Source organism: Streptomyces sp. DH24 (assembly GCF_029813775.1).
Classification (GTDB): domain Bacteria; phylum Actinomycetota; class Actinomycetes; order Streptomycetales; family Streptomycetaceae; genus Streptomyces.
Genome location: NZ_JARVKW010000020.1, coordinates 1 through 18541, shown reverse-complemented (window position 1 = coordinate 18541; position 18541 = coordinate 1). Strand labels below are relative to the sequence as shown.

17 protein-coding genes and 1 tRNA gene are annotated in these 18541 nt (G+C 70.0%); 10 read left to right on the top strand and 8 right to left on the bottom strand.

The genetic code is table 11. The annotated features are described in order from the left end of the window. Positions 1-613 precede the first annotated feature (613 nt). The 6 genes from QC282_RS17780 to pknB all read left to right on the top strand — a co-directional run bounded on the left by QC282_RS17780 (position 614) and on the right by pknB (position 8773). Positions 614-1477, top strand: coding sequence for a DUF3662 and FHA domain-containing protein (locus QC282_RS17780; RefSeq protein ID WP_279550438.1), 864 nt, complete (start codon positions 614-616; stop codon positions 1475-1477). A gap of 10 nt (positions 1478-1487) precedes the next feature. Then, a complete protein-coding gene (locus QC282_RS17775) occupies positions 1488-1988 on the top strand; it encodes an FHA domain-containing protein (protein WP_279550437.1) in 501 nt (166 codons plus the stop codon). Positions 1989-2128: 140 nt separating this feature from the next. Continuing rightward, entirely contained in the window at positions 2129-3667 is a 1539-nt protein-coding gene (locus QC282_RS17770) for a Stp1/IreP family PP2C-type Ser/Thr phosphatase (RefSeq protein WP_279550436.1), read from the top strand. Between the two features lie 27 nt (positions 3668-3694). Continuing rightward, positions 3695-5131, top strand: a complete 1437-nt coding sequence (locus tag QC282_RS17765; protein WP_279550435.1) for an FtsW/RodA/SpoVE family cell cycle protein — start codon at positions 3695-3697, stop codon at positions 5129-5131. Beyond that, a complete protein-coding gene (locus QC282_RS17760; RefSeq protein WP_279550434.1) occupies positions 5128-6600 on the top strand; it encodes a penicillin-binding protein 2 in 1473 nt (490 codons plus the stop codon). Before QC282_RS17765 ends, QC282_RS17760 begins: the two co-directional genes overlap by 4 nt. Before the next feature lie 169 nt (positions 6601-6769). Further along, positions 6770-8773, top strand: a complete 2004-nt coding sequence (gene pknB / locus QC282_RS17755) for a Stk1 family PASTA domain-containing Ser/Thr kinase (protein ID WP_279550433.1) — start codon at positions 6770-6772, stop codon at positions 8771-8773. A 78-nt stretch (positions 8774-8851) separates the two neighbouring features. On the opposite strand, the gene QC282_RS17750 is transcribed toward pknB, so the two are convergent. The 5 genes from QC282_RS17750 to QC282_RS17730 form a co-directional block, all read right to left on the bottom strand. Beyond that, positions 8852-9598 carry a class E sortase gene (locus QC282_RS17750; protein WP_279550432.1) on the bottom strand — a complete coding sequence of 249 codons (747 nt, stop codon included), beginning with the start codon at positions 9596-9598 and terminating at the stop codon, positions 8852-8854. Positions 9599-9611: 13 nt separating this feature from the next. Next, a complete protein-coding gene (locus QC282_RS17745) occupies positions 9612-10925 on the bottom strand; it encodes a class E sortase (RefSeq protein WP_279550431.1) in 1314 nt (437 codons plus the stop codon). Next, positions 10922-11560, bottom strand: a complete 639-nt coding sequence (locus QC282_RS17740; protein ID WP_279550430.1) for an aminodeoxychorismate/anthranilate synthase component II — start codon at positions 11558-11560, stop codon at positions 10922-10924. Before QC282_RS17740 ends, QC282_RS17745 begins: the two co-directional genes overlap by 4 nt. Next, the gene (locus tag QC282_RS17735; protein WP_279550429.1) at positions 11557-11718 is read right to left on the bottom strand and encodes a hypothetical protein; all 162 of its coding nucleotides are present in this window, start codon (positions 11716-11718) and stop codon (positions 11557-11559) included. Before QC282_RS17735 ends, QC282_RS17740 begins: the two co-directional genes overlap by 4 nt. A gap of 103 nt (positions 11719-11821) precedes the next feature. Then, positions 11822-12601, bottom strand: a complete 780-nt coding sequence (locus QC282_RS17730) for a DUF881 domain-containing protein (protein ID WP_279550428.1) — start codon at positions 12599-12601, stop codon at positions 11822-11824. 139 nt (positions 12602-12740) lie between these two features. Here QC282_RS17730 and crgA point away from each other — a divergent pair, with 139 nt between their 5' ends. Beyond that, entirely contained in the window at positions 12741-12995 is a 255-nt protein-coding gene (gene crgA, locus QC282_RS17725) for a cell division protein CrgA (RefSeq protein WP_279550427.1), read from the top strand. A gap of 314 nt (positions 12996-13309) precedes the next feature. Here the strand turns inward: crgA and QC282_RS17720 are convergent, their stop codons facing one another. Beyond that, positions 13310-14221 carry a rhomboid family intramembrane serine protease gene (locus tag QC282_RS17720; protein WP_279550426.1) on the bottom strand — a complete coding sequence of 304 codons (912 nt, stop codon included), beginning with the start codon at positions 14219-14221 and terminating at the stop codon, positions 13310-13312. A gap of 126 nt (positions 14222-14347) precedes the next feature. Beyond that, a complete protein-coding gene (locus QC282_RS17715) occupies positions 14348-14881 on the bottom strand; it encodes a peptidylprolyl isomerase (protein WP_279550425.1) in 534 nt (177 codons plus the stop codon). A gap of 365 nt (positions 14882-15246) precedes the next feature. On the opposite strand from QC282_RS17715, the gene QC282_RS17710 reads away from it, so the two are divergent. Further along, on the top strand, positions 15247-15951 hold the full coding sequence (locus tag QC282_RS17710; RefSeq protein WP_279550424.1) for a DUF5324 family protein: 705 nt from the start codon (positions 15247-15249) through the stop codon (positions 15949-15951). A 205-nt stretch (positions 15952-16156) separates the two neighbouring features. Here the strand turns inward: QC282_RS17710 and QC282_RS17705 are convergent. Beyond that, a tRNA-Ala gene (locus QC282_RS17705) sits at positions 16157-16229 on the bottom strand. A 179-nt stretch (positions 16230-16408) separates the two neighbouring features. On the opposite strand from QC282_RS17705, the gene QC282_RS17700 reads away from it, so the two are divergent. Both QC282_RS17700 and QC282_RS17695 read left to right on the top strand, forming a co-directional pair. Continuing rightward, positions 16409-16957, top strand: coding sequence for a DNA-binding protein (locus QC282_RS17700; protein WP_279550423.1), 549 nt, complete (start codon positions 16409-16411; stop codon positions 16955-16957). A 199-nt stretch (positions 16958-17156) separates the two neighbouring features. Beyond that, the coding region (locus QC282_RS17695) for a serine/threonine-protein kinase (RefSeq protein ID WP_279550422.1) at positions 17157-18541 on the top strand (1385 nt) is incomplete at its 3' end.

The following is an 18541-nucleotide window of genomic DNA, read 5'->3' as shown; positions in this document are numbered from 1 at the left end:
GAGCGCCCGCAAGCTCCCCACCTGCCCCCCAGCAGGTCACGGAGCCTTCGCCGCCCCGCACGCGCCGAGCGGCGCCGCACAGGAACAGCCGACGACGAGCAGCCGCCCGGCGCCCACCGGGCACCCACCAGGCACGCCCACGACAGGAACCAGGCAACGCCCCACCCCCGTCCCCGCGCCCCCAGCCACCGGTCCCGCACGCGTGCGCGTGCCTCGACCTCTCCCCGCCCCACGAATCCCACAAGTCCCCCGAGTCCAACAGGTATCAACCCGTACCTGTTCACGTATCAACCTCGTACCGGTCCCGGTCATCTCCGCAGGAGCCGGTCGGGGAGCACAGTCAGGTGCGGGACACTGGTCTACGGCCCCCTCTACGATCCTGGGCAGGAGTACGCGCAGGCATGCTGCTCGACGGGTTCGAAGAGGAGCCCCTGAGGGAACGTCGTCAGGCGTCGACACCCGTCGACCGGGCGGACAGGGGGAACCAGCCGATTCACCGGCGCGTGGATACGATCAGTAAGCAGTACCAGGTAGTCACGTCGGACCGCGGGACGGGACGGCACGGCAGCATGCAGCGCAGTACACAGGACGGCAACGGCGGAGGAGGTGCCCCATGGGAGTCCTGAAGAAGTTCGAGCAGCGTCTCGAAGGTCTGGTCAACGGCACCTTCGCCAAGGTGTTCAAGTCCGAGGTGCAGCCCGTGGAGATCGCGGGAGCACTCCAGCGGGAGTGCGACAACAACGCGACGATCTGGAACCGCGACCGGACGGTCGTACCCAACGACTTCATCGTGGAGCTGAGCGCGCCCGACTTCGAGCGGCTCAGCCCGTACTCCGGCCAGCTCGGCGACGAGCTCGCCGGCATGGTGCGCGACTACGCCAAGCAGCAGCGCTACACGTTCATGGGCCCCATCAAGGTCAACCTGGAACGGGCCGACGACCTCGACACGGGCCTGTACCGGGTGCGCAGCCGCACGCTCGCGTCCTCCAGCAGCCAGCAGGCACCGGCCTCCGCGCCGGCCGCCGGCCGGCCCGCGGCGGGCGGGGGCTACGGCTACCCACCGCCCGGCGCCCAGCCGCCCGCGGGTGCTCCCCCCATGCCGGCCGCGCCGCCGCCCGGCGCCGGCCGTCCCGGCGGCTACGGATACCCGCAGCCCGCCGCCGCCCCGCGTCCCGGCGCGACCGCGCCCGGCGCGCGCACCCGCCACTGGATCGAGATCAACGGCACCCGCCACCAGATCTCCCGCGCGACGCTCGTGCTGGGCCGCAGCACCGAGGCCGACGTGCGGATCGACGACCCCGGCGTCTCCCGCCGGCACTGCGAGATCCGGACCGGAACGCCCTCGACGATCCAGGATCTCGGATCCACCAACGGCATCGTGGTGGACGGGCAGCACACCACCCGCGCTACGCTCCGCGACGGCTCGCGGATCGTCGTGGGCAGTACCACCGTTATCTATAGGCAAGCCGAAGGGTGATCCGGGGGCAATGTCAGAGCTGACCCTCACGGTCATGCGGCTGGGTTTTCTGGCCGTACTGTGGCTGTTCGTGATCGTGGCCGTGCAGGTCATCCGCAGCGATCTGTTCGGTACGCGTGTCACCCAGCGGGGGGCCCGCCGGGAGGCCGCGCGCCCCCAGCAGACCGCGCCTCCGCAGCAGCGCGGTCAGCAGGGCGGCGGCCGCCAGCGCCGCAACGCGCCCACCAAACTCGTGGTGACCGAGGGCACCCTCACCGGCACCACCGTCGCGCTCCAGGGTCAGACCATCACCCTGGGCCGGGCGCACGACAGCACGATCGTGCTGGACGACGACTACGCCTCCAGCCGCCATGCCAGGATCTACCCGGACCGCGACGGCCAGTGGATCGTCGAGGACCTCGGCTCCACCAACGGCACCTACCTGGACCGGACCCGGCTGACGACCCCCACACCGATCGCGCTGGGCGCGCCGATCCGCATCGGCAAGACCGTCATCGAGCTGCGGAAGTAGTGCTACGTCATGAATGAGCGCGAGCGGAGCGAGCACGCAGCGGCGCCCGGCACCCCGGGCACCGGCGCGCTCCCGACCGGAGGGTGGGCAGTGTGGCTCGACGCGACCGGCTGTACCCGGAGCCGACGGGCGAGGTGCGCATGAGTCTGTCACTGCGCTTCGCCGCCGGATCGCACAAGGGCATGATCCGGGAGGGCAACGAGGACTCCGGTTACGCGGGCCCGCGCCTGCTCGCCATCGCCGACGGCATGGGCGGCGCCGCGGCCGGCGAGGTGGCCTCCTCCGAGGCGATCTCCACCATCGTCGCGCTCGACGACGACGTACCCGGCTCCGACATCCTCACCTCCCTCGGCACGGCCGTACAGCGCGCCAACGACCAGCTGCGCTCCATGGTCGAGGACGACCCCCAGCTGGAGGGCATGGGGACCACCCTGACCGCCCTGCTGTGGACCGGCCAGCGGCTCGGCCTCGTGCACGTCGGCGACTCGCGCGCGTACCTGCTGCGCGACGGTGTGCTGACGCAGATCACGCAGGACCACACCTGGGTGCAGCGCCTGGTCGACGAGGGCCGCATCACCGAGGAAGAGGCCACCACCCACCCGCAGCGCTCCCTGCTGATGCGCGCGCTCGGCAGCGGCGACCACGTCGAACCCGACCTGTCGATCCGTGAGGTGCGGGCCGGCGACCGGTACCTGATCTGCTCCGACGGCCTGTCCGGCGTCGTGTCCCACCAGACGCTGGAGGACACCCTCGCCAGCTACCAGGGCCCGCAGGAGACCGTGCAGGAGCTGATCCAGCTCGCGCTGCGCGGCGGCGGCCCCGACAACATCACCGTGATCGTCGCCGACGTCCTCGACCTGGACACCGGCGACACCCTCGCCGAGCAGCTGTCCGACACCCCGGTCGTGGTCGGCGCCGTCGCCGAGAACCAGTACCAGCTGCACGACAACGGCATCATGCAGACCCCGGCCGGCCGCGCCGCGCACCTCGGCCGCCAGGGCGGCGGACAGGGCGGCGGCGAGTTCGGCCCGCCCGGCAGCGGCGACACCACCGGCTACGTCCCCGCGGCGTCCTTCGGGGACTACGGCGACGACGACTTCGTCAAGCCCCGCAAGAACCGCAGGTGGCTGAAGGGGACCCTCTACGGCGCGCTCGCGCTCGCCGTCATCGGCGGTGGCATGTACGGCGGGTGGCGCTGGACGCAGACCCAGTACTACGTCGGCGCCAACGACGAGCACGTCGCCCTGTACCGCGGCATCAGCCAGGACCTGGCCTGGGTCTCGCTCTCGAAGGTGGAGAAGGACCACCCCGAGATCGAACTCAAGTACCTGCCGCCGTACCAGCAGAAACTGGTCGAGGCGACCATCACCGAGGGCGACCTGCAGAACGCCCGGGCGAAGATCGAGGAACTCGCGGTGCAGGCCTCCGCGTGCAAGAAGGAGGCGGAGCGGCGCGCCGCCGAGAGCGAGAACAACGCGAGCACGGGCGAGGGCGAGGCCGGAGGCACGCTGGGAACCAGCCGTACCTCCCTCGCGTCCAAGGCCACTGCGACCCCGAACCCGGCGGCGTCGCCGACGGCTTCACCGTCGTCACCGGCCAAGGAGACCCCGAAGCCCACCCCCGGCCCGAGCCTCTCGGAGGAAGAGCAGAAGGTCGTCTCGCTGTGCAGCAAGCAATAGGCAAGCCGTGAGAGGCCCCGTCACACGATGAGCAGTCCAACCAACTCGCCGACGCACCACACGTCCACGATCGGCTCGATCGGCGCCCCGAGCCGGCGCAACACCGAGCTCGCGCTGCTCGTGTTCGCCGTGGTGATCCCGGTCTTCGCCTACGCCAACGTGGGGCTGGCGATCAATGACGAGGTGCCCGCCGGCCTGCTGAGCTACGGCCTGGGCCTCGGCCTGCTGGCCGGCGTCGGGCACGTGGTCGTACGGAAGTTCGCGCCGTACGCGGACCCGCTGCTGCTGCCGCTGGCGACCCTGCTGAACGGGCTCGGCCTCGTCGCCATCTGGCGGCTCGACCAGTCCGAGCTGCTCCAGAGCATCGAGCAGGCCGGCAACGCCGCGCCCCGCCAGCTGTTCTACACGGCGATGGGCATCGCGCTGTTCGCCGTGGTGCTGGTCTTCCTCAAGGACCACCGCGTCCTGCAGCGCTACACCTACATCTCCATGCTGGGCGCGCTGTTCCTGCTGCTGCTTCCGCTGGTGCCGGGTCTCGGCAAGAACATCTACGGCGCGAGGATCTGGATCTCCGTCGCCGGGTTCTCCATCCAGCCCGGTGAGTTCGCGAAGATCGTGCTCGCGGTGTTCTTCGCCGGCTACCTGATGGTGAAGCGGGACGCGCTGGCGCTCGCCAGCCGCCGCTTCATGGGCCTGTACCTGCCGCGCGGCCGCGACCTCGGACCGATCCTCGTCGTGTGGGCGATCTCGATCCTCATCCTGGTCTTCGAGACCGACCTCGGTACGTCGCTGCTGTTCTTCGGAATGTTCGTCATCATGCTGTACGTCGCCACCGAGCGGACCAGCTGGATCGTCTTCGGTCTGCTGATGTCCGCGGTCGGCGCCGTCGGCGTGGCCAGCTTCGAGCCGCACATCCAGCAGCGTGTGGACGCCTGGCTGGACCCGATGCGCGAGTACACCCTCAGCCGCGCGGGCGTCGGCGGCCACTCCGAGCAGGCCATGCAGGCCCTGTGGGCGTTCGGCTCGGGCGGCACCCTCGGCACCGGCTGGGGCCAGGGCCACTCGGACCTCATCCGGTTCGCCGCCAACTCCGACTTCATCCTCGCCACCTTCGGCGAGGAGCTGGGCCTGGCCGGCGTCATGGCGCTCCTGCTGCTGTACGCGTTGATCGTGGAGCGCGGCGTGCGCACCGCCCTCGCCGCCCGCGACCCGTTCGGCAAGCTGCTCGCCATCGGCCTGTCCGGCGCGTTCGCGCTCCAGGTGTTCGTCGTCGCGGGCGGCGTCATGGGCCTGATCCCGCTGACCGGTATGACGATGCCGTTCCTGGCGTACGGCGGTTCCTCCGTCATCGCCAACTGGGCCCTCGTCGGCATCCTGTTGCGCATCAGCGACACCGCGCGCCGCCCGGCGCCCGCTCCCGCCGCCAACCCCGACGCCGAAATGACCCAGGTGGTCCGCCCGTGAACAAGCCCCTGCGCCGGATCGCGATCTTCTGCGGCCTGCTCGTCCTGACGCTGCTCATCCGCGACAACTGGCTCCAGTACGTCAAGGCGGACGAGCTCAGGACCGACGAGCACAACCGCCGCGTCGCCATCGAGCGGTACGCCTCGCCGCGCGGCGACATCATCGTCGGCGGCGACCCGATCACCGGGCACGCCACCACGTCGGGCGACTTCAAGTACAAGCGCACGTACAAGGACGGCGCCATGTGGGCGCCCGTCACCGGCTTCGTCTCGCAGGCCTTCGGCGCCAACCAGCTGGAGTCCATCGAGGACGGCATCCTCACCGGCAACGACGACCGGCTGTTCTTCCGCAACACCCTCGACATGCTGACCGGTGAGAGGAAGGAGGGCGGCAACGTCGTCACCACCCTCAACGCCGCCGCGCAGAAGGCCGCCTACGAGGGCCTGAAGCGGCAGGGCGCCAAGGGTGCCGTGGTGGCGCTGGAGCCGTCCACCGGCAAGATCCTCTCGCTGGCCTCGTACCCGTCGTACGACCCGTCGACGATCGCGGGCGACGGCGCGTCGGACGCCAAGGCGTGGAAGAACCTGCAGAAGAAGAACAACCCCGACGACCCGATGCTGAACCGCGCGCTGCGCGAGGTCTACCCGCCCGGTTCCACCTTCAAGGTCGTCACGGCGGCGGCGGCGCTGGAGAACGGGCTCTACACGGACCCGGAGGAGAAGACCGACACCCCGCTGCCGTGGGTCATGCCGGGCACCACGACCGAGCTGAAGAACGAGGGCAACATCCCCTGCAAGAACGCCTCGCTGCGTGAGGCGCTGCGGGTGTCCTGCAACACCGTCTTCGGCAAGATCGGCTCCGACCTCGGCAACGACAAGATGCTGGAGACGGCGAAGAAGTTCGGCTTCACCGAGGAGCAGTTCACGCCGATCCGGTCCAGCGCGTCGGTCTTCTCCGACGACATGAACGAGTCGCAGACCGCGCTGTCCTCCATCGGCCAGTTCAACACGGCGGCGACCCCGCTGCAGATGGCCATGGTCGCCTCGGCCGTCGCCAACAACGGCACGCTGATGAAGCCGTACATGGTCGACGAGCTCCAGGCCCGCAACCTCGACACCATCGAGAAGACGGACCCCGAGGAGATGAGCAAGCCGCTGTCGCCGGACAACGCCCAGGTCCTGCAGTCGATGATGGAGACCGTGGTCGAGAAGGGCACGGGCTCCAACGCGAAGATCCCCGGCATCACCGTGGGCGGCAAGACCGGTACGGCCCAGCACGGTGTGGAGAACAGCGAGAACCCGTACGCGTGGTTCATCTCCTACGCCAAGCTCGACGACGGCAGCTCGCCGGTCGCCGTGGCCGTGGTCATCGAGGACGACAACGCCGTCCGCGACGACATCTCCGGCGGTGGCCTCGCGGCGCCGATCGCCAAGCAGGTGATGGAGGCGGTCATCGGCAACCGGGAGTGAGTCCGCTCACGTCTGCTTCACATCGGTGCACGTTGCGGTACCGGTCCGGTATCGGCTGACGGGCTTGGCCAGGTCACACAAAACGAGCCGGGTACGGTAGGCCCGGACGGCAGCCTCCGGCCGCACGAACGTGCCGGTCGGGACCGACGGAGAGGGCTGGTAGGTAGCTATGGAAGAGCCGCGTCGCCTCGGCGGCCGGTACGAGCTGGGCCAGGTGCTCGGCCGCGGTGGCATGGCGGAGGTCTACCTCGCGCATGACACCCGCCTCGGCCGCACCGTGGCGGTGAAGACGCTTCGCGCGGACCTCGCACGCGACCCGTCCTTCCAGGCCCGGTTCCGCCGGGAGGCCCAGTCGGCCGCCTCGCTCAACCATCCCGCGATCGTGGCGGTCTACGACACGGGCGAGGACTACATCGACGGGGTCTCGATCCCGTACATCGTCATGGAGTACGTCGACGGCTCCACGCTCCGTGAGCTGCTGCACAGCGGTCGCAAGCTGCTGCCGGAGCGGACCCTGGAGATGACCATCGGCATCCTCCAGGCCCTGGAGTACTCGCACCGCGCCGGCATCGTCCACCGCGACATCAAGCCGGCGAACGTCATGCTGACGCGCAACGGCCAGGTCAAGGTGATGGACTTCGGCATCGCCCGCGCCATGGGCGACTCCGGCATGACGATGACGCAGACGGCCGCCGTCATCGGCACCGCACAGTACCTGTCGCCGGAGCAGGCCAAGGGCGAGCAGGTCGACGCGCGGTCCGACCTGTACTCGACCGGTTGTCTGCTCTACGAGCTGCTGACGGTCCGCCCGCCGTTCGTCGGGGACTCCCCGGTCGCGGTCGCGTACCAGCACGTGCGGGAGGAACCGCAGGCGCCGAGCGTCTTCGATCCCGAGATCACGCCCGAGATGGACGCGATCGTGATGAAGGCGCTGGTCAAGGACCCCGACTACCGCTACCAGTCCGCCGACGAGATGCGCGCCGACATCGAGGCCTGTCTCGACGGCCAGCCCGTCGCTGCCACGGCGGCGATGGGCTCGGTCGGCTACGGCGGCTACCCCGACGACCAGCCGACGACGGCGCTGCGCGCGGACGCCGGCGGCGGTGCCACGTCGATGCTGCCGCCCATGAACCCGGACGACGGCGGCTACGGCTACGACGACCGCCCCGACCGGCGCCGCCAGAAGAAGTCGAACACCTCGACGATCCTGCTGGTCGTGGCGGGCATACTCGTGCTCGTCGGCGCCATCCTGATCGGCAAGTGGGCGTTCGACGGCGGCAACACCGCAAACGACAAGGTCCCGGCCCCGAACTTCGTCGGCGAGACCAGGTCCAGCGCCGAGAAACTGGCCACCAACGCCGATCTCGAACTCGCCTTCACCTCCAAGCCCTGCGAGAACCAGAGCGAGGGCAAGATCTGCTCGCAGAACCCGGCGGCGGGCACGAAGATCGACAAGCAGTCCACGGTCAACCTGGTGGTGTCCACCGGGGCGCCGAAGGTCACGGTGCCCAGCGTGATCGGCCTGAGCCTTGAGGACGCGAAGGACAAGCTGGAGAGCGACGACTACGAGCTGACGGTCGAGACGGAGACGCGGGAGTCCACGGACGACCCGGGCACCGTCCTCGACCAGGACCCGATCAAGGGCACCGAGGTGGAGAAGGGCTCCACGATCACGCTGACGGTCGCCAAGGAGGCGGACCGGACCCCGGTGCCCGACGTTCTGGGCAAGACCTGCGACGAGGCCAAGGCCCAGATGGAGGACAACGGCCTCGTCGGTGTCTGCGCCGAGGTGCCGACGACCGACCAGAACCAGGACGGCAAGGTCATCGCGACCACGCCGGAGCGGAACACCACGATCGACAAGGGCTCGCAGGTCCAGATCCAGGTGGGCAAGTTCCAGCAGCCGGAGCAGGTACCCGTTCCCACCATCCAGGGCCAGTCCCTCAAGGACGCCAAGAAGGCGATCCAGGACGCGGGTCTGCAGGTGGGCAACATCACCGGCCCGGGTGACGACAACGCCATCGTCCTCACCTCGAACCCCGCCCAGGGCACTCCGGTCGCCAAGGGCAGCAGGGTCGACCTGATCACCGCCGGCCAGACGAACGGCGGCAACGGCAACGGCGGGAACGGCAACGGCGGAATCTTCGGCGGCATCACCGGCGACGACGACTGACCTACCCGCCCGTCGCGAGACGAGAGCCCCGGCACCTTCCCGGTGCCGGGGCTCCGTCATGTCATGCGGCGGTGCGCCTCAGCGCAGTTCCTTCGGCGGCGTCCGCTCCGCGTCGACCCGTTCCACGCGGTCCAGTTCGCCCCAGACGACGTAGCGGTAGCGGCTCGTGTAGACCGGGGTGCAGGTCGTCAGGGTGATGTAGTGGCCGGCCTTCTTGCGGCCGGACTCCTCGGGGATCGGGGCGAGGACCTCGACGTTGTACTTCGAGGTCTCGGGGAGGATGCCGTAGACCTTGTAGACGTACCACTTGTCCTTCGTCTCGAAGACGATCGCGTCGCCCTTTTCGAGCTTGTCGATGCCGTGGAACTTCGCGCCGTGGCCGTCGCGGTGGGCGGCGAGGGAGAAGTTGCCCTTCTTGCCCGACATGGGGAGGGCCGACTTGACCGGGTCCGTGTAGTAGCCGGCGACGCCGTCGTTGAGGATCTTCGACGTCGTGCCCTTCTCGACGAGGATCTCGCCCTTCGTCATCTCCGGGACGTGCAGGAAGCCGATGCCGTCCTTGGTGTCCAGCGCGCCGGGTCCGGAGTCCTGGGCCCAGCTGTCACGGACCTTGTCGGCCTGCCTGCCGGCCTCCCGGTCCGCGACGACGTTCGTCCACCACAGGGAGTAGACGACGAACAGGCCCAGTACGAGGCCCGCCGTGATCAGGAGTTCGCCGAAGACGCCGACGACCGTGGCCAGCGGGCCCGGGCGGCGGCGTGCCGCGGGAGGGGGCGACTGAAGCGCGTCGGTGTGCTCTTCGGTGCCGTCGGTGGTCGCTGCCACGTTTCATCTGCCCTTAATTGACGAGCGCATCCGGCTTGCCCTTGCTGCGCGGCCGTTCCTCGACCATCTTGCCCCAGACGATCAACCGGTACTTGCTGGTGAACTCCGGTGTGCACGTCGTGAGCGTGATGTAGCGGCCGGGCCTGGTGAAACCCGACTGCCTCGGGACGGGATCGAGGACGCTCACGTTGCTCGGTGAGGTCACCGGCAGCATCGACGCCATCTTGTAGACGAAGTACTTGTTCTGTGTCTCGACGACGATCGGGTCGCCCGGCTCCAGCCGGTTGATGTACCGGAACGGCTCCCCGTGCGTGTTGCGGTGGCCCGCCAGCCCGAAGTTGCCGGTCTTGTCGTCCGGCATCGCCGTCTTCAGCGCGCCCTCGGCGTAGTGGCCGACCATGCCCCGGTCGAGGACGCCCTTGCTGTTGGTGCCCTCGGCGATCGGCACGACCACGTCCAGCCGGGGAATGTGCAGCAGCGCGAAACCCTGCCCCGGCTCGAACGCACCCGGGCTGCGCTCGCCGTTCGCCCAGCCCTCCTGGAGGTCGCTGGCCTCCTTGCCGGCCTGCGCCTGCGCCCGGACGTTCGTCCACCACAGCTGGTAGGTGACGAACAGCAGCATCAGCACGCCGGTGGTGATGAAGACCTCGCCGATCACCCGGCTCGCGATCACCGCCGGGCTCGGTCTGCGCGACCGGGCCAGCTTCCGTGCCTCCACCCGCGACAGCGGCGCGGCGGGCGCCTCCTGCTCGGGCTCCCCGCTCCGTGCGCCCGCCGAGCCCGCGCGGCTCCCGGCGCCATGACGCCCGTGCCGCCGCTTGGCGGCCTTCCTGCGGGCCGCGCGCCCTCCGTGCGCCGGGCCGGAGGCCCTTGTCCCCCCGGAGGCCGCAGAGACGGATATGGAGCCTGCGGCCCCGTCCGCCACGTCCGGGAGATCGCCCACCCGCAGCGCCACCGTCTCGTCGTCCACGGGAAGGCCGTACGGCGCCGGCTCGTACGGCGTCGGCTCGTGCGACGGCTCCTCGTACGACGGTTCCTCGTACGACCGCTGCTGGTGCACCGGTTCCTGGTGCGCCGGTTCCTGGTGCGCCGGTTCCTGGTGCGCCGGTTCCTGATACGGGAGTTCCTGGTGCGACGGCGTCTCGTAGGGCGGCGTGCCCTCGTGCGGCGCCGGGGTCTCGTACGGCTGCTGGTACGCGCCCTGGTCGTACGGCGCCCGCGTCTGTCCCTGGTCCGCGGACGACCGGCCCTCGAACGCGCCCCGCGCCCCGTACGGCTCCTGCCCGTACGGGGCGCCGGACTCACGCTCGGGGCGCAGCGCGGTCACGCCGTGGCCCTGCCCACCACCGGGGCGAGCCCCGCCGACCTCGCCACCGCGCCCTGGTCCCCGCACTCCACCAGCCAGTTGGCCAGCATCCGGTGCCCGTGCTCGGTCAGCACCGACTCCGGGTGGAACTGCACGCCCTCGACGGGCAGTTCGCGGTGGCGCAGGCCCATCACGATGCCGTCCCGCGTGCGCGCCGTGACCTCCAGCTCGGCCGGGACCGTCGCCGGTTCGGCGGCCAGGGAGTGGTAGCGCGTCGCCGTGAAGGGCGAGGGCAGGCCCGCGAAGACGCCCCGGCCCTGGTGCTCGACGAGCGAGGTCTTGCCGTGCAGCAGTTCCGGCGCGCGGTCCACCACCCCGCCGTACGCCACCTGCATCGACTGCATGCCGAGGCAGACGCCGAAGACGGGCACGCCGGTCGCCGCGCAGTGCCGCACCATGTCGACGCAGACGCCGGCCTGCTCGGGAGCGCCGGGTCCCGGTGACAGCAGGACGCCGTCGAAGCCGTCCTGGGCGTGCCCGGTCGCCACCTCGTCGTTGCGCAGGACCTCGCACTCGGCGCCCAGCTGGTACAGGTACTGGACCAGGTTGAAGACGAAGCTGTCGTAGTTGTCGACGACGAGAATGCGTGCGCTCACTGGTTGTCCACCGTCACATCGTTGAAGGGAAGCAGCGGCTCCGCCCACGGGAAGACGTACTCGAACAGCACGTAGACCACGGCCACGATCAGGACGAGCGAGAGCACCGCCCTCACCCACACGTTCCCCGGCAGATGCCGCCAGATCCAGCCGTACATGCCGTCCCTTCCGTCGCAACACGGCACCAGACTCACGCCGTACAGCAACCAGACTAACGGCGTGACGGTCCCGGTTTCCCGGTGTCCACAGGGAGCGGTGCGCTCAGTCGACGGGCTCGGCGTAGTGCAGGTCCACCGCGCCCGAGTAGCCGGGCAGGGTCACTTCGCCGTCGTCCTCGACCTTCCAGCCGAGGCCGTAGACGTTCACGTAGACCATGTAGTTCTGGATCGCCGGGGACGCCGAGAGCGCCTTCTTCAGCCGCTTCGGATCACCGACCGCCGTGATCTTGTACGGCGGTGAGTAGACCCGGCCCTGGAGGATCAGGGTGTTGCCGACGCAGCGCACGGCGCTGGTGGAGATCAGCCGCTGGTCCATGACCTTGATGCCTTGGGCGCCGCCCTGCCACAGCGCGTTCACCACGGCCTGGAGGTCCTGCTGGTGGATGACCAGGTAGTCGGGCTGCGGCTCGGGATAGCCGGGGAGCTTGGCGGTGGCGTCCGGCGGGGCGTCGTTGAGCGTGACCGAGATCGCCTCGCCCTTGAGCTCCTGCGTGCCGGCGCGCTTCTCCAGCTCGGCGAGTTTCTTCTCCTCCTCCGCGGTGCTGCCGTTGTCCCGTTCGGCGAGCGCCTCCATCTCGTCGCGCAGAGCGGCGTTGGACTCGTCCAGTTCGCCGTTCTTGCGGCTGCGTTCCTGAATCAGGTCGGAAAGCTTGAGCAAGGACGTGTCCGTGCGGATATTGGTGCCTTTGGCGGTGTTGAAACTGGTGAAGAAAATGAGCCCCGCGAGAGCGAAGACGGCCACCGTGAGCACGCGAACCGGCCGGAAACGTCGGCCGACGGCGGGGCTGGATCCCGTCCCGGGGGAGTCGGCAGAATTGCTCAACGTACCCTTATCTCCTTCGGCGCCGCGGAAGCACTACGCTAACGGACGCCCGGGGGAGCGCTCAGAGTCCCCTGCAAGCCGCCCCGAGCCCGACCCAGTACCTGCGCGGCCACGCAGCGCATCGACAGGAGAGACCCTCGTGCCGAAGTCACGTATCCGCAAGAAGGCCGACTACACGCCGCCGCCCGCGAAGCAGGCGGCCAGCATCAAGCTGACCAACCGCTCCTGGGTCGCGCCCGTCATGCTCGCCATGTTCCTCATCGGACTGGCCTGGATCGTCGTCTTCTACGTCACCGACGGTTCGCTGCCCATCGACAAGCTCGACAACTGGAACATCGTCGTGGGCTTCGGGTTCATCGCCGCCGGATTCGGCGTCTCCACGCAGTGGAAGTAGCCTCTGCGCTCCGTGGAAGCGGCCCGGGAAGTCGCGGCGGCTTTCACGTGAACACCGTTCTGCCAAGAGCTGCCCACTGAGTTATCCACAGCTGTTTTCCACAGTGGGGAAAAGAACGACGATCTGTGGATAACCCATCGAGGGTTGACGCCGGTGTGACTGCCCTACCGGCAACCGAAAACTTGTTCGCCCCCTGTCTGACCTGCGGAAACACGCGTCAGCTACAGGGGGCACAAGTGTTCCCGCACCGTGTGCACAAGATCCGCCACCCGCTGTGGATAAACGGTGACCACGTCACCGGCCCGCTGCTCCGCTCAGGTGAGCTGCGCCGTCCTCAGAAGGGCCACCCCGGCGACCAGCAGCAGCATCAGCGCGCAGCTGCCGAACTGCACCAGGGACCGCCGCTCGCGCGGGGCGTGCACCATGGCGTAACCGATCACGACGCCGGCGACCAGACCGCCGATGTGCGCCTGCCAGGCGATGTGACTCCACCCGAAGGTGATGATCAGGTTGATCACCAGCAGGGCGATCACCGGGCGCATGTCGTAGTTGAGGCGCCGCATGAGCACGGCGGTCGCGCCGAACAGCCCGAAGATCGCGCCGGACGCGCCGAGCGAGGCCGTGGTCGAGGCGGCGATCAGGTAGGTGAGGGCGCTGCCCGCCAGTCCCGAGACGACGTACAGGGCGAGATAGCGGACGCGGCCGAGGGCCGCTTCGAGCGGGCCGCCGAGCCACCACAGGCTGAGCATGTTGAACGCGAGATGCCACGGGGCCTCGTGCGTGAACATCGCCGTCACCATGCGGTACCACTCGCCCTCGGCGACTCCCTCGGTGGGGAGGTACGGCGCGGGCGGCCAGGCACCGATGAGCAGCAGGTGGTCCAGCAGCCCCGACCAGGCGTGCACGGCGATGAACACCGCGACGTTGATCCCGAGGAGGATCTTGGTCAGCAGGCGGGGGTCGGCGGTGATGGTGCCGCCGGCGATGGTGCGGGGCCGGGAGGCGCCCGGCGCGTGTCCGGTACCGGAGCCCGCCCGGACGCACTCGGGGCACTGGAAGCCGACCGACGCGTCGATCATGCAGTCGGGGCAGATCGGGCGGTCGCAGCGGGTGCAGCTGACGCCGGTCTCACGGTCGGGGTGGCGGTAGCAGCTGGGCAGGCTCCGGGCATCCGTCGGACCGGTGTTGTCCTCGGGGCCCTTCGGGCTGTCTGGTGCCTGGTCCATGGGATCCCCTCATTCGTCGACGCGGGAAAACCTCGTGCGCGGGGAAAGCACCGCCCCGCCCATCCTTACGGATGAGCGGGGCGTTTGGTTCCCTCCGGGCCGCCGTGCGTGCCCGGGACCCGGGACTCAGCCCTGGCGGGTCTCGATCACGACCGACTCGATGACCACGTCGTTGAGCGGACGGTCGGTGCGCGGGTTGGTCTGCGCGGTGGCGATGGAGTCGACCACCTTCTGGCTGGCCGCGTCCGTGACCTCGCCGAAGATGGTGTGCTTGCGGTTCAGCCACGTCGTCGGGGCGACGGTGACGAAGAACTGCGAGCCGTTGGTGCCCGGACCCGCGTTGGCCATCGCCAGCAGGTAGGGCTTGTCGAAGGACAGGTCCGGGTGGAACTCGTCCTCGAACTGGTAGCCGGGACCGCCGGTGCCGTTGCCCAGCGGGTCACCGCCCTGAATCATGAAACCGCTGATCACCCGGTGGAAGACCGTGCCGTCGTAGAGCTTCTTGGTGGACTTCTCGCCCGTGGCGGGGTGCGTCCACTCCCGCTCGCCCTTGGCGAGCTCCACGAAGTTCCGCACCGTCTTGGGCGCGTGGTTCGGCAGGAGCCGGACTTCGATGTCGCCGTGGTTGGTCTTCAGGGTGGCGTAAAGCTGCTCAGCCACGATCTGCCTTCCGTTGTCTTCCTGTGACTCCCCGATCCTCGCACGGTCCGAGCCGCTCGTCGCCCGGCGGGCGGGTCCCAGGGGGTGTGCGCCGCGTGTCACTTGCGGAAATCCGGCCGAGTGGTCGCGGGACAGGCGCGGGAACCGGCGATCCGTGGCATTGTCGACGGCGAGCTCCTGTTGTCCGTATTCATCTGCTATTTCACAAGATCTACTGGCGATCGCCCCCTGGCCTCGCCCGGTTCCGGCCGGCGGGGTCCGTGACCCGGATGCCCGTCCTCGCATGCCCGGCACTGCACCGGCAGGCATGATCCGTAAAAGGGTGGAAAGTCGAAATACCGTACGCCACCGAGGAGGAGGAACCCGTGACCCGCATCGACAGCGTGCGCGCCGCGACCGGTTCGGCGAAGGACAGCGTGCTGCACGCCGCGGAAGTGGTGGCGCCCTACGCCGACACGGCCAAGGACAGGGCCGCGCACTACGCATACGAAGCCCGCGTACGGCTCGCGCCCAAGGTGACGCTGGCCGCCGAACAGGCCCGCGCCCAGTACGGCGTCCATGTCGTGCCCCGACTGGAGCAGGCCCGTACGCATGTGCCGCCGAAGGTCGACCAGGCCGCCCACGAGGCCGCCGTCCGTGCACGCAAGGCGGCTCAGCAGGCCGCCGTGTACTCCCGGCCGAGGATCGAACAGGCAGTGGCCGCCGCCACGCCGGTCAAGGACGAGGCCGCCGCGCGCAGTGCCGCGGCGATGGCCGCGCTGCGCGGCCAGGTCTCGGCGAAGGAGATCCAGAAGCTGGTCCGCAAGCACGAGCGGCGGGCGCGGGCCGGCCGGGCGACCAAGACGCTGATGGTGCTGGGCGTGCTGGCCGGAGGCGCCTTCGCCGCGTGGAAGTGGTGGGACAAGCAGGCCAACCCGGACTGGCTGGTGGAACCGCCCGCGGCGACGGAGGTTCCGGAGTCCGGTCGGCTCACGTCGGTGGACGGCAGCGGCTCGAAAGCCGCGCTCGACCCCGAGGTGGAGGCCAAGGAGGCCGAGCAGGAGGGCGCGGACCGCGACGACCAGCGCTAGGCGCATCGCCGTTCCGAACATCGCCGTGGAGCGGGACATCCGTACGGTTTCCCGCCCCACGGCGATGTTTCACGTGAAACCGCCGAAGGCGGCCGTCCCCAACTCGCGCGCTGGGCCCGGCAGATGACGCGGACCCCGGCCTGCCAAGGCGGACGCAAAATGCCCCCTGACCAGCGTTTCCGCAGGTCAGGGGGCATTTAATGGGTGGAGCCTAGGGGAGTCGAACCCCTGACATCTGCCATGCAAAGACAGCGCTCTACCAACTGAGCTAAGGCCCCCGGAAGAGAAGCGTCCGGCCGGAGGAAGTTCTTACCGGTCGACGCCGCAGTCCAGAGTACCGGGTCGGCCCCGGGATCTCGCAAATGAGGGGGTCCCTATGCCCCACCGCTCTCCGTAGGATGCACGCGTGGTTCGCTACAGCGAACCGCGGTCTTAGGGGAAGCGATGGGGAGACGCAATGGACGCCGCACAGCAGGAAGCCACCGCAAGAGCGCGGGAACTGCAGCGGAACTGGTACGGGGAGCCGTTGGGGGCGCTCTTCCGTAGGCTCATCGACGATCTTGGTCTCAACCAGGCTCGTCTCGCGGGGGTACTGGGACTGTCGGCGCCGATGCTGTCGCAGCTGATGAGCGGCCAGCGGGCGAAGATCGGCAATCCCGCCGTGGTCCAGCGGGTGCAGCTGCTGCAGGACCTGGCGGGTCAGGTCGCCAACGGTGACGTGAGCGCCGCCGAGGCCACCGAGCGCATGGAGGAGATCAAGAAGTCGCAGGGGGGCTCGGTGCTCAGCAACACCACACAGACGACCAGCAGTTCGGGCGCGCCCACGGTCAAGCGCGTGGTCCGCGAGATCCAGTCGCTGCTGCGCTCGGTCGCCGCCGCCGGTGACATCATCGACGCCGCGGACACCCTCTCCCCGACCCACCCGGAGCTGGCGGAGTTCCTCCGCGTCTACGGCGCCGGCCGCACCTCGGACGCCGTGGCGCACTACCAGTCGCACCAGAGCTGACCCCGCCGCCCGGCGGCCGAGGGGGTCGGCAGCCGGGACGCCGGCCGTCGGAGGGCACGTGGGGGCGTGCCCTTCACCGGCGGGCCACGGCAGGGCGGCGCGAGGGGGAGTCGTATCGCTCGTCACGGGGGAGGCAAGGGGGGAGCCGGGGGCATCGGGGGAAGCCGGGAAGCCGCAGGGGGAGGAGCAACGCACAGCCATGGGTGAGGTCTTCGCCGGCCGCTACGAGCTGGCCGACCCGATCGGACGCGGCGGCGTCGGCGCCGTCTGGCGCGCCTGGGACCACCGCCGCCGCCGGTACGTGGCGGCCAAGGTGCTCCAGCAGAGCGACGCGCACTCCCTGCTGCGGTTCGTCCGCGAGCAGGCGCTGCGCATCGACCACCCGCACGTGCTCGCCCCCGCCAGTTGGGCCGCCGACGACGACAAGGTCCTGTTCACCATGGACCTGGTCACCGGCGGCTCGCTGGTCCACCTGGTCGGCGACTACGGTCCCCTGCCGCCGGCCTTCGTCTGCACCCTGCTCGACCAGCTCCTGTCGGGCCTGTCCGCCGTGCACGCGGAAGGCGTCGTGCACCGCGACATCAAGCCCGCCAACGTGCTGCTGGAGGCGACCGGCACCGCCCGGCCCCGGCTGCGGCTGTCCGACTTCGGCATCGCGATGCGGCTGGGCGAACCGCGCCTGACGGAGACCAACCTCGTGGTGGGGACGCCGGGTTATCTCGCGCCCGAGCAGATGATGGGCTCCGAGCCTGACTTTCCCGCCGACCTGTTCGCCGTGGGCCTCGTCGCCCTGTATCTGCTGGAGGGCGCCAGGCCCGACGCGAAGGCGCTCGTGCAGTACTTCGCCGAGCACGGGACGCCGGGCGCGCCCCAGAGCATCCCGGAGCCGCTGTGGCAGGTGGTGGCCACGCTGCTCCAGCCGGACCCGGAGGCCCGGTTCCGGACGGCGACGGGGGCGCGCAAGGCGCTCGCCGCGGCCGCCGAGCTGCTGCCGGAGCCGGGACCCGACGACGAGCTGATCGAGATCTTCGACCAAGTCGGCCCGCTCCCACCGGGATTCGGCCCGGACGGCCCACAGCGCAGGGCACCAGGCGTGACGGTGCCGGGCGGGACGGTGCCGGGCGGGACGGTGCCGGGCGTGGCAGTGCCGGGCGTGGCAGTGCCGGGCAGCGGTCCGGAAAACGCTCCGGACACGTCGTCGTCCGTGGCAGCCGCACCGGCGGGCGATCCCCGCCAGGACCCCGGCGGCACGGACTCCGCCGCGCGGGAACCGTCCGAGGGCACGCCATCGACCCCGGGCGCCCGAGCCGCCACCCCGCCGTCCACACCCGCTGCCGACGCACCCGCTCCGGACACGCCCGGTCCCCGTACACCGGCGCCCGAGGCACCGGCCCCGGTCACGCGGCCGCCCTCCATGTCCGACACGGGCAGCTTCCACCTGCCGCCCCCGCGGGCCACGGCCGCCACGCCCCGCCCGCCCACCGCTCCGCAACCGCCCCGGGTCTCCCCTCACGAGACGACCCACGCACTGGGCGGCAACCTGCAGCAGCCCTCGTCCCCACCGCCCCACCCCCACCCGTACGC

Excerpts from the sequence above, each read along its gene's own strand:
- QC282_RS17780 (WP_279550438.1), top strand. The coding sequence starts at position 614 with ATGGGAGTCCTGAAGAAGTTCGAGCAGCGTCTCGAAGGTCTGGTCAAC.
- QC282_RS17775 (WP_279550437.1), top strand. The coding sequence starts at position 1,488 with ATGTCAGAGCTGACCCTCACGGTCATGCGGCTGGGTTTTCTGGCCGTA.
- QC282_RS17770 (WP_279550436.1), top strand. The coding sequence starts at position 2,129 with ATGAGTCTGTCACTGCGCTTCGCCGCCGGATCGCACAAGGGCATGATC.
- QC282_RS17765 (WP_279550435.1), top strand. The coding sequence starts at position 3,695 with ATGAGCAGTCCAACCAACTCGCCGACGCACCACACGTCCACGATCGGC.
- pknB (WP_279550433.1), top strand. The coding sequence starts at position 6,770 with ATGGAAGAGCCGCGTCGCCTCGGCGGCCGGTACGAGCTGGGCCAGGTG.
- QC282_RS17735 (WP_279550429.1), bottom strand. The coding sequence starts at position 11,718 with ATGTACGGCTGGATCTGGCGGCATCTGCCGGGGAACGTGTGGGTGAGG.
- QC282_RS17720 (WP_279550426.1), bottom strand. The coding sequence starts at position 14,221 with ATGGACCAGGCACCAGACAGCCCGAAGGGCCCCGAGGACAACACCGGT.
- QC282_RS17700 (WP_279550423.1), top strand. The coding sequence starts at position 16,409 with ATGGACGCCGCACAGCAGGAAGCCACCGCAAGAGCGCGGGAACTGCAG.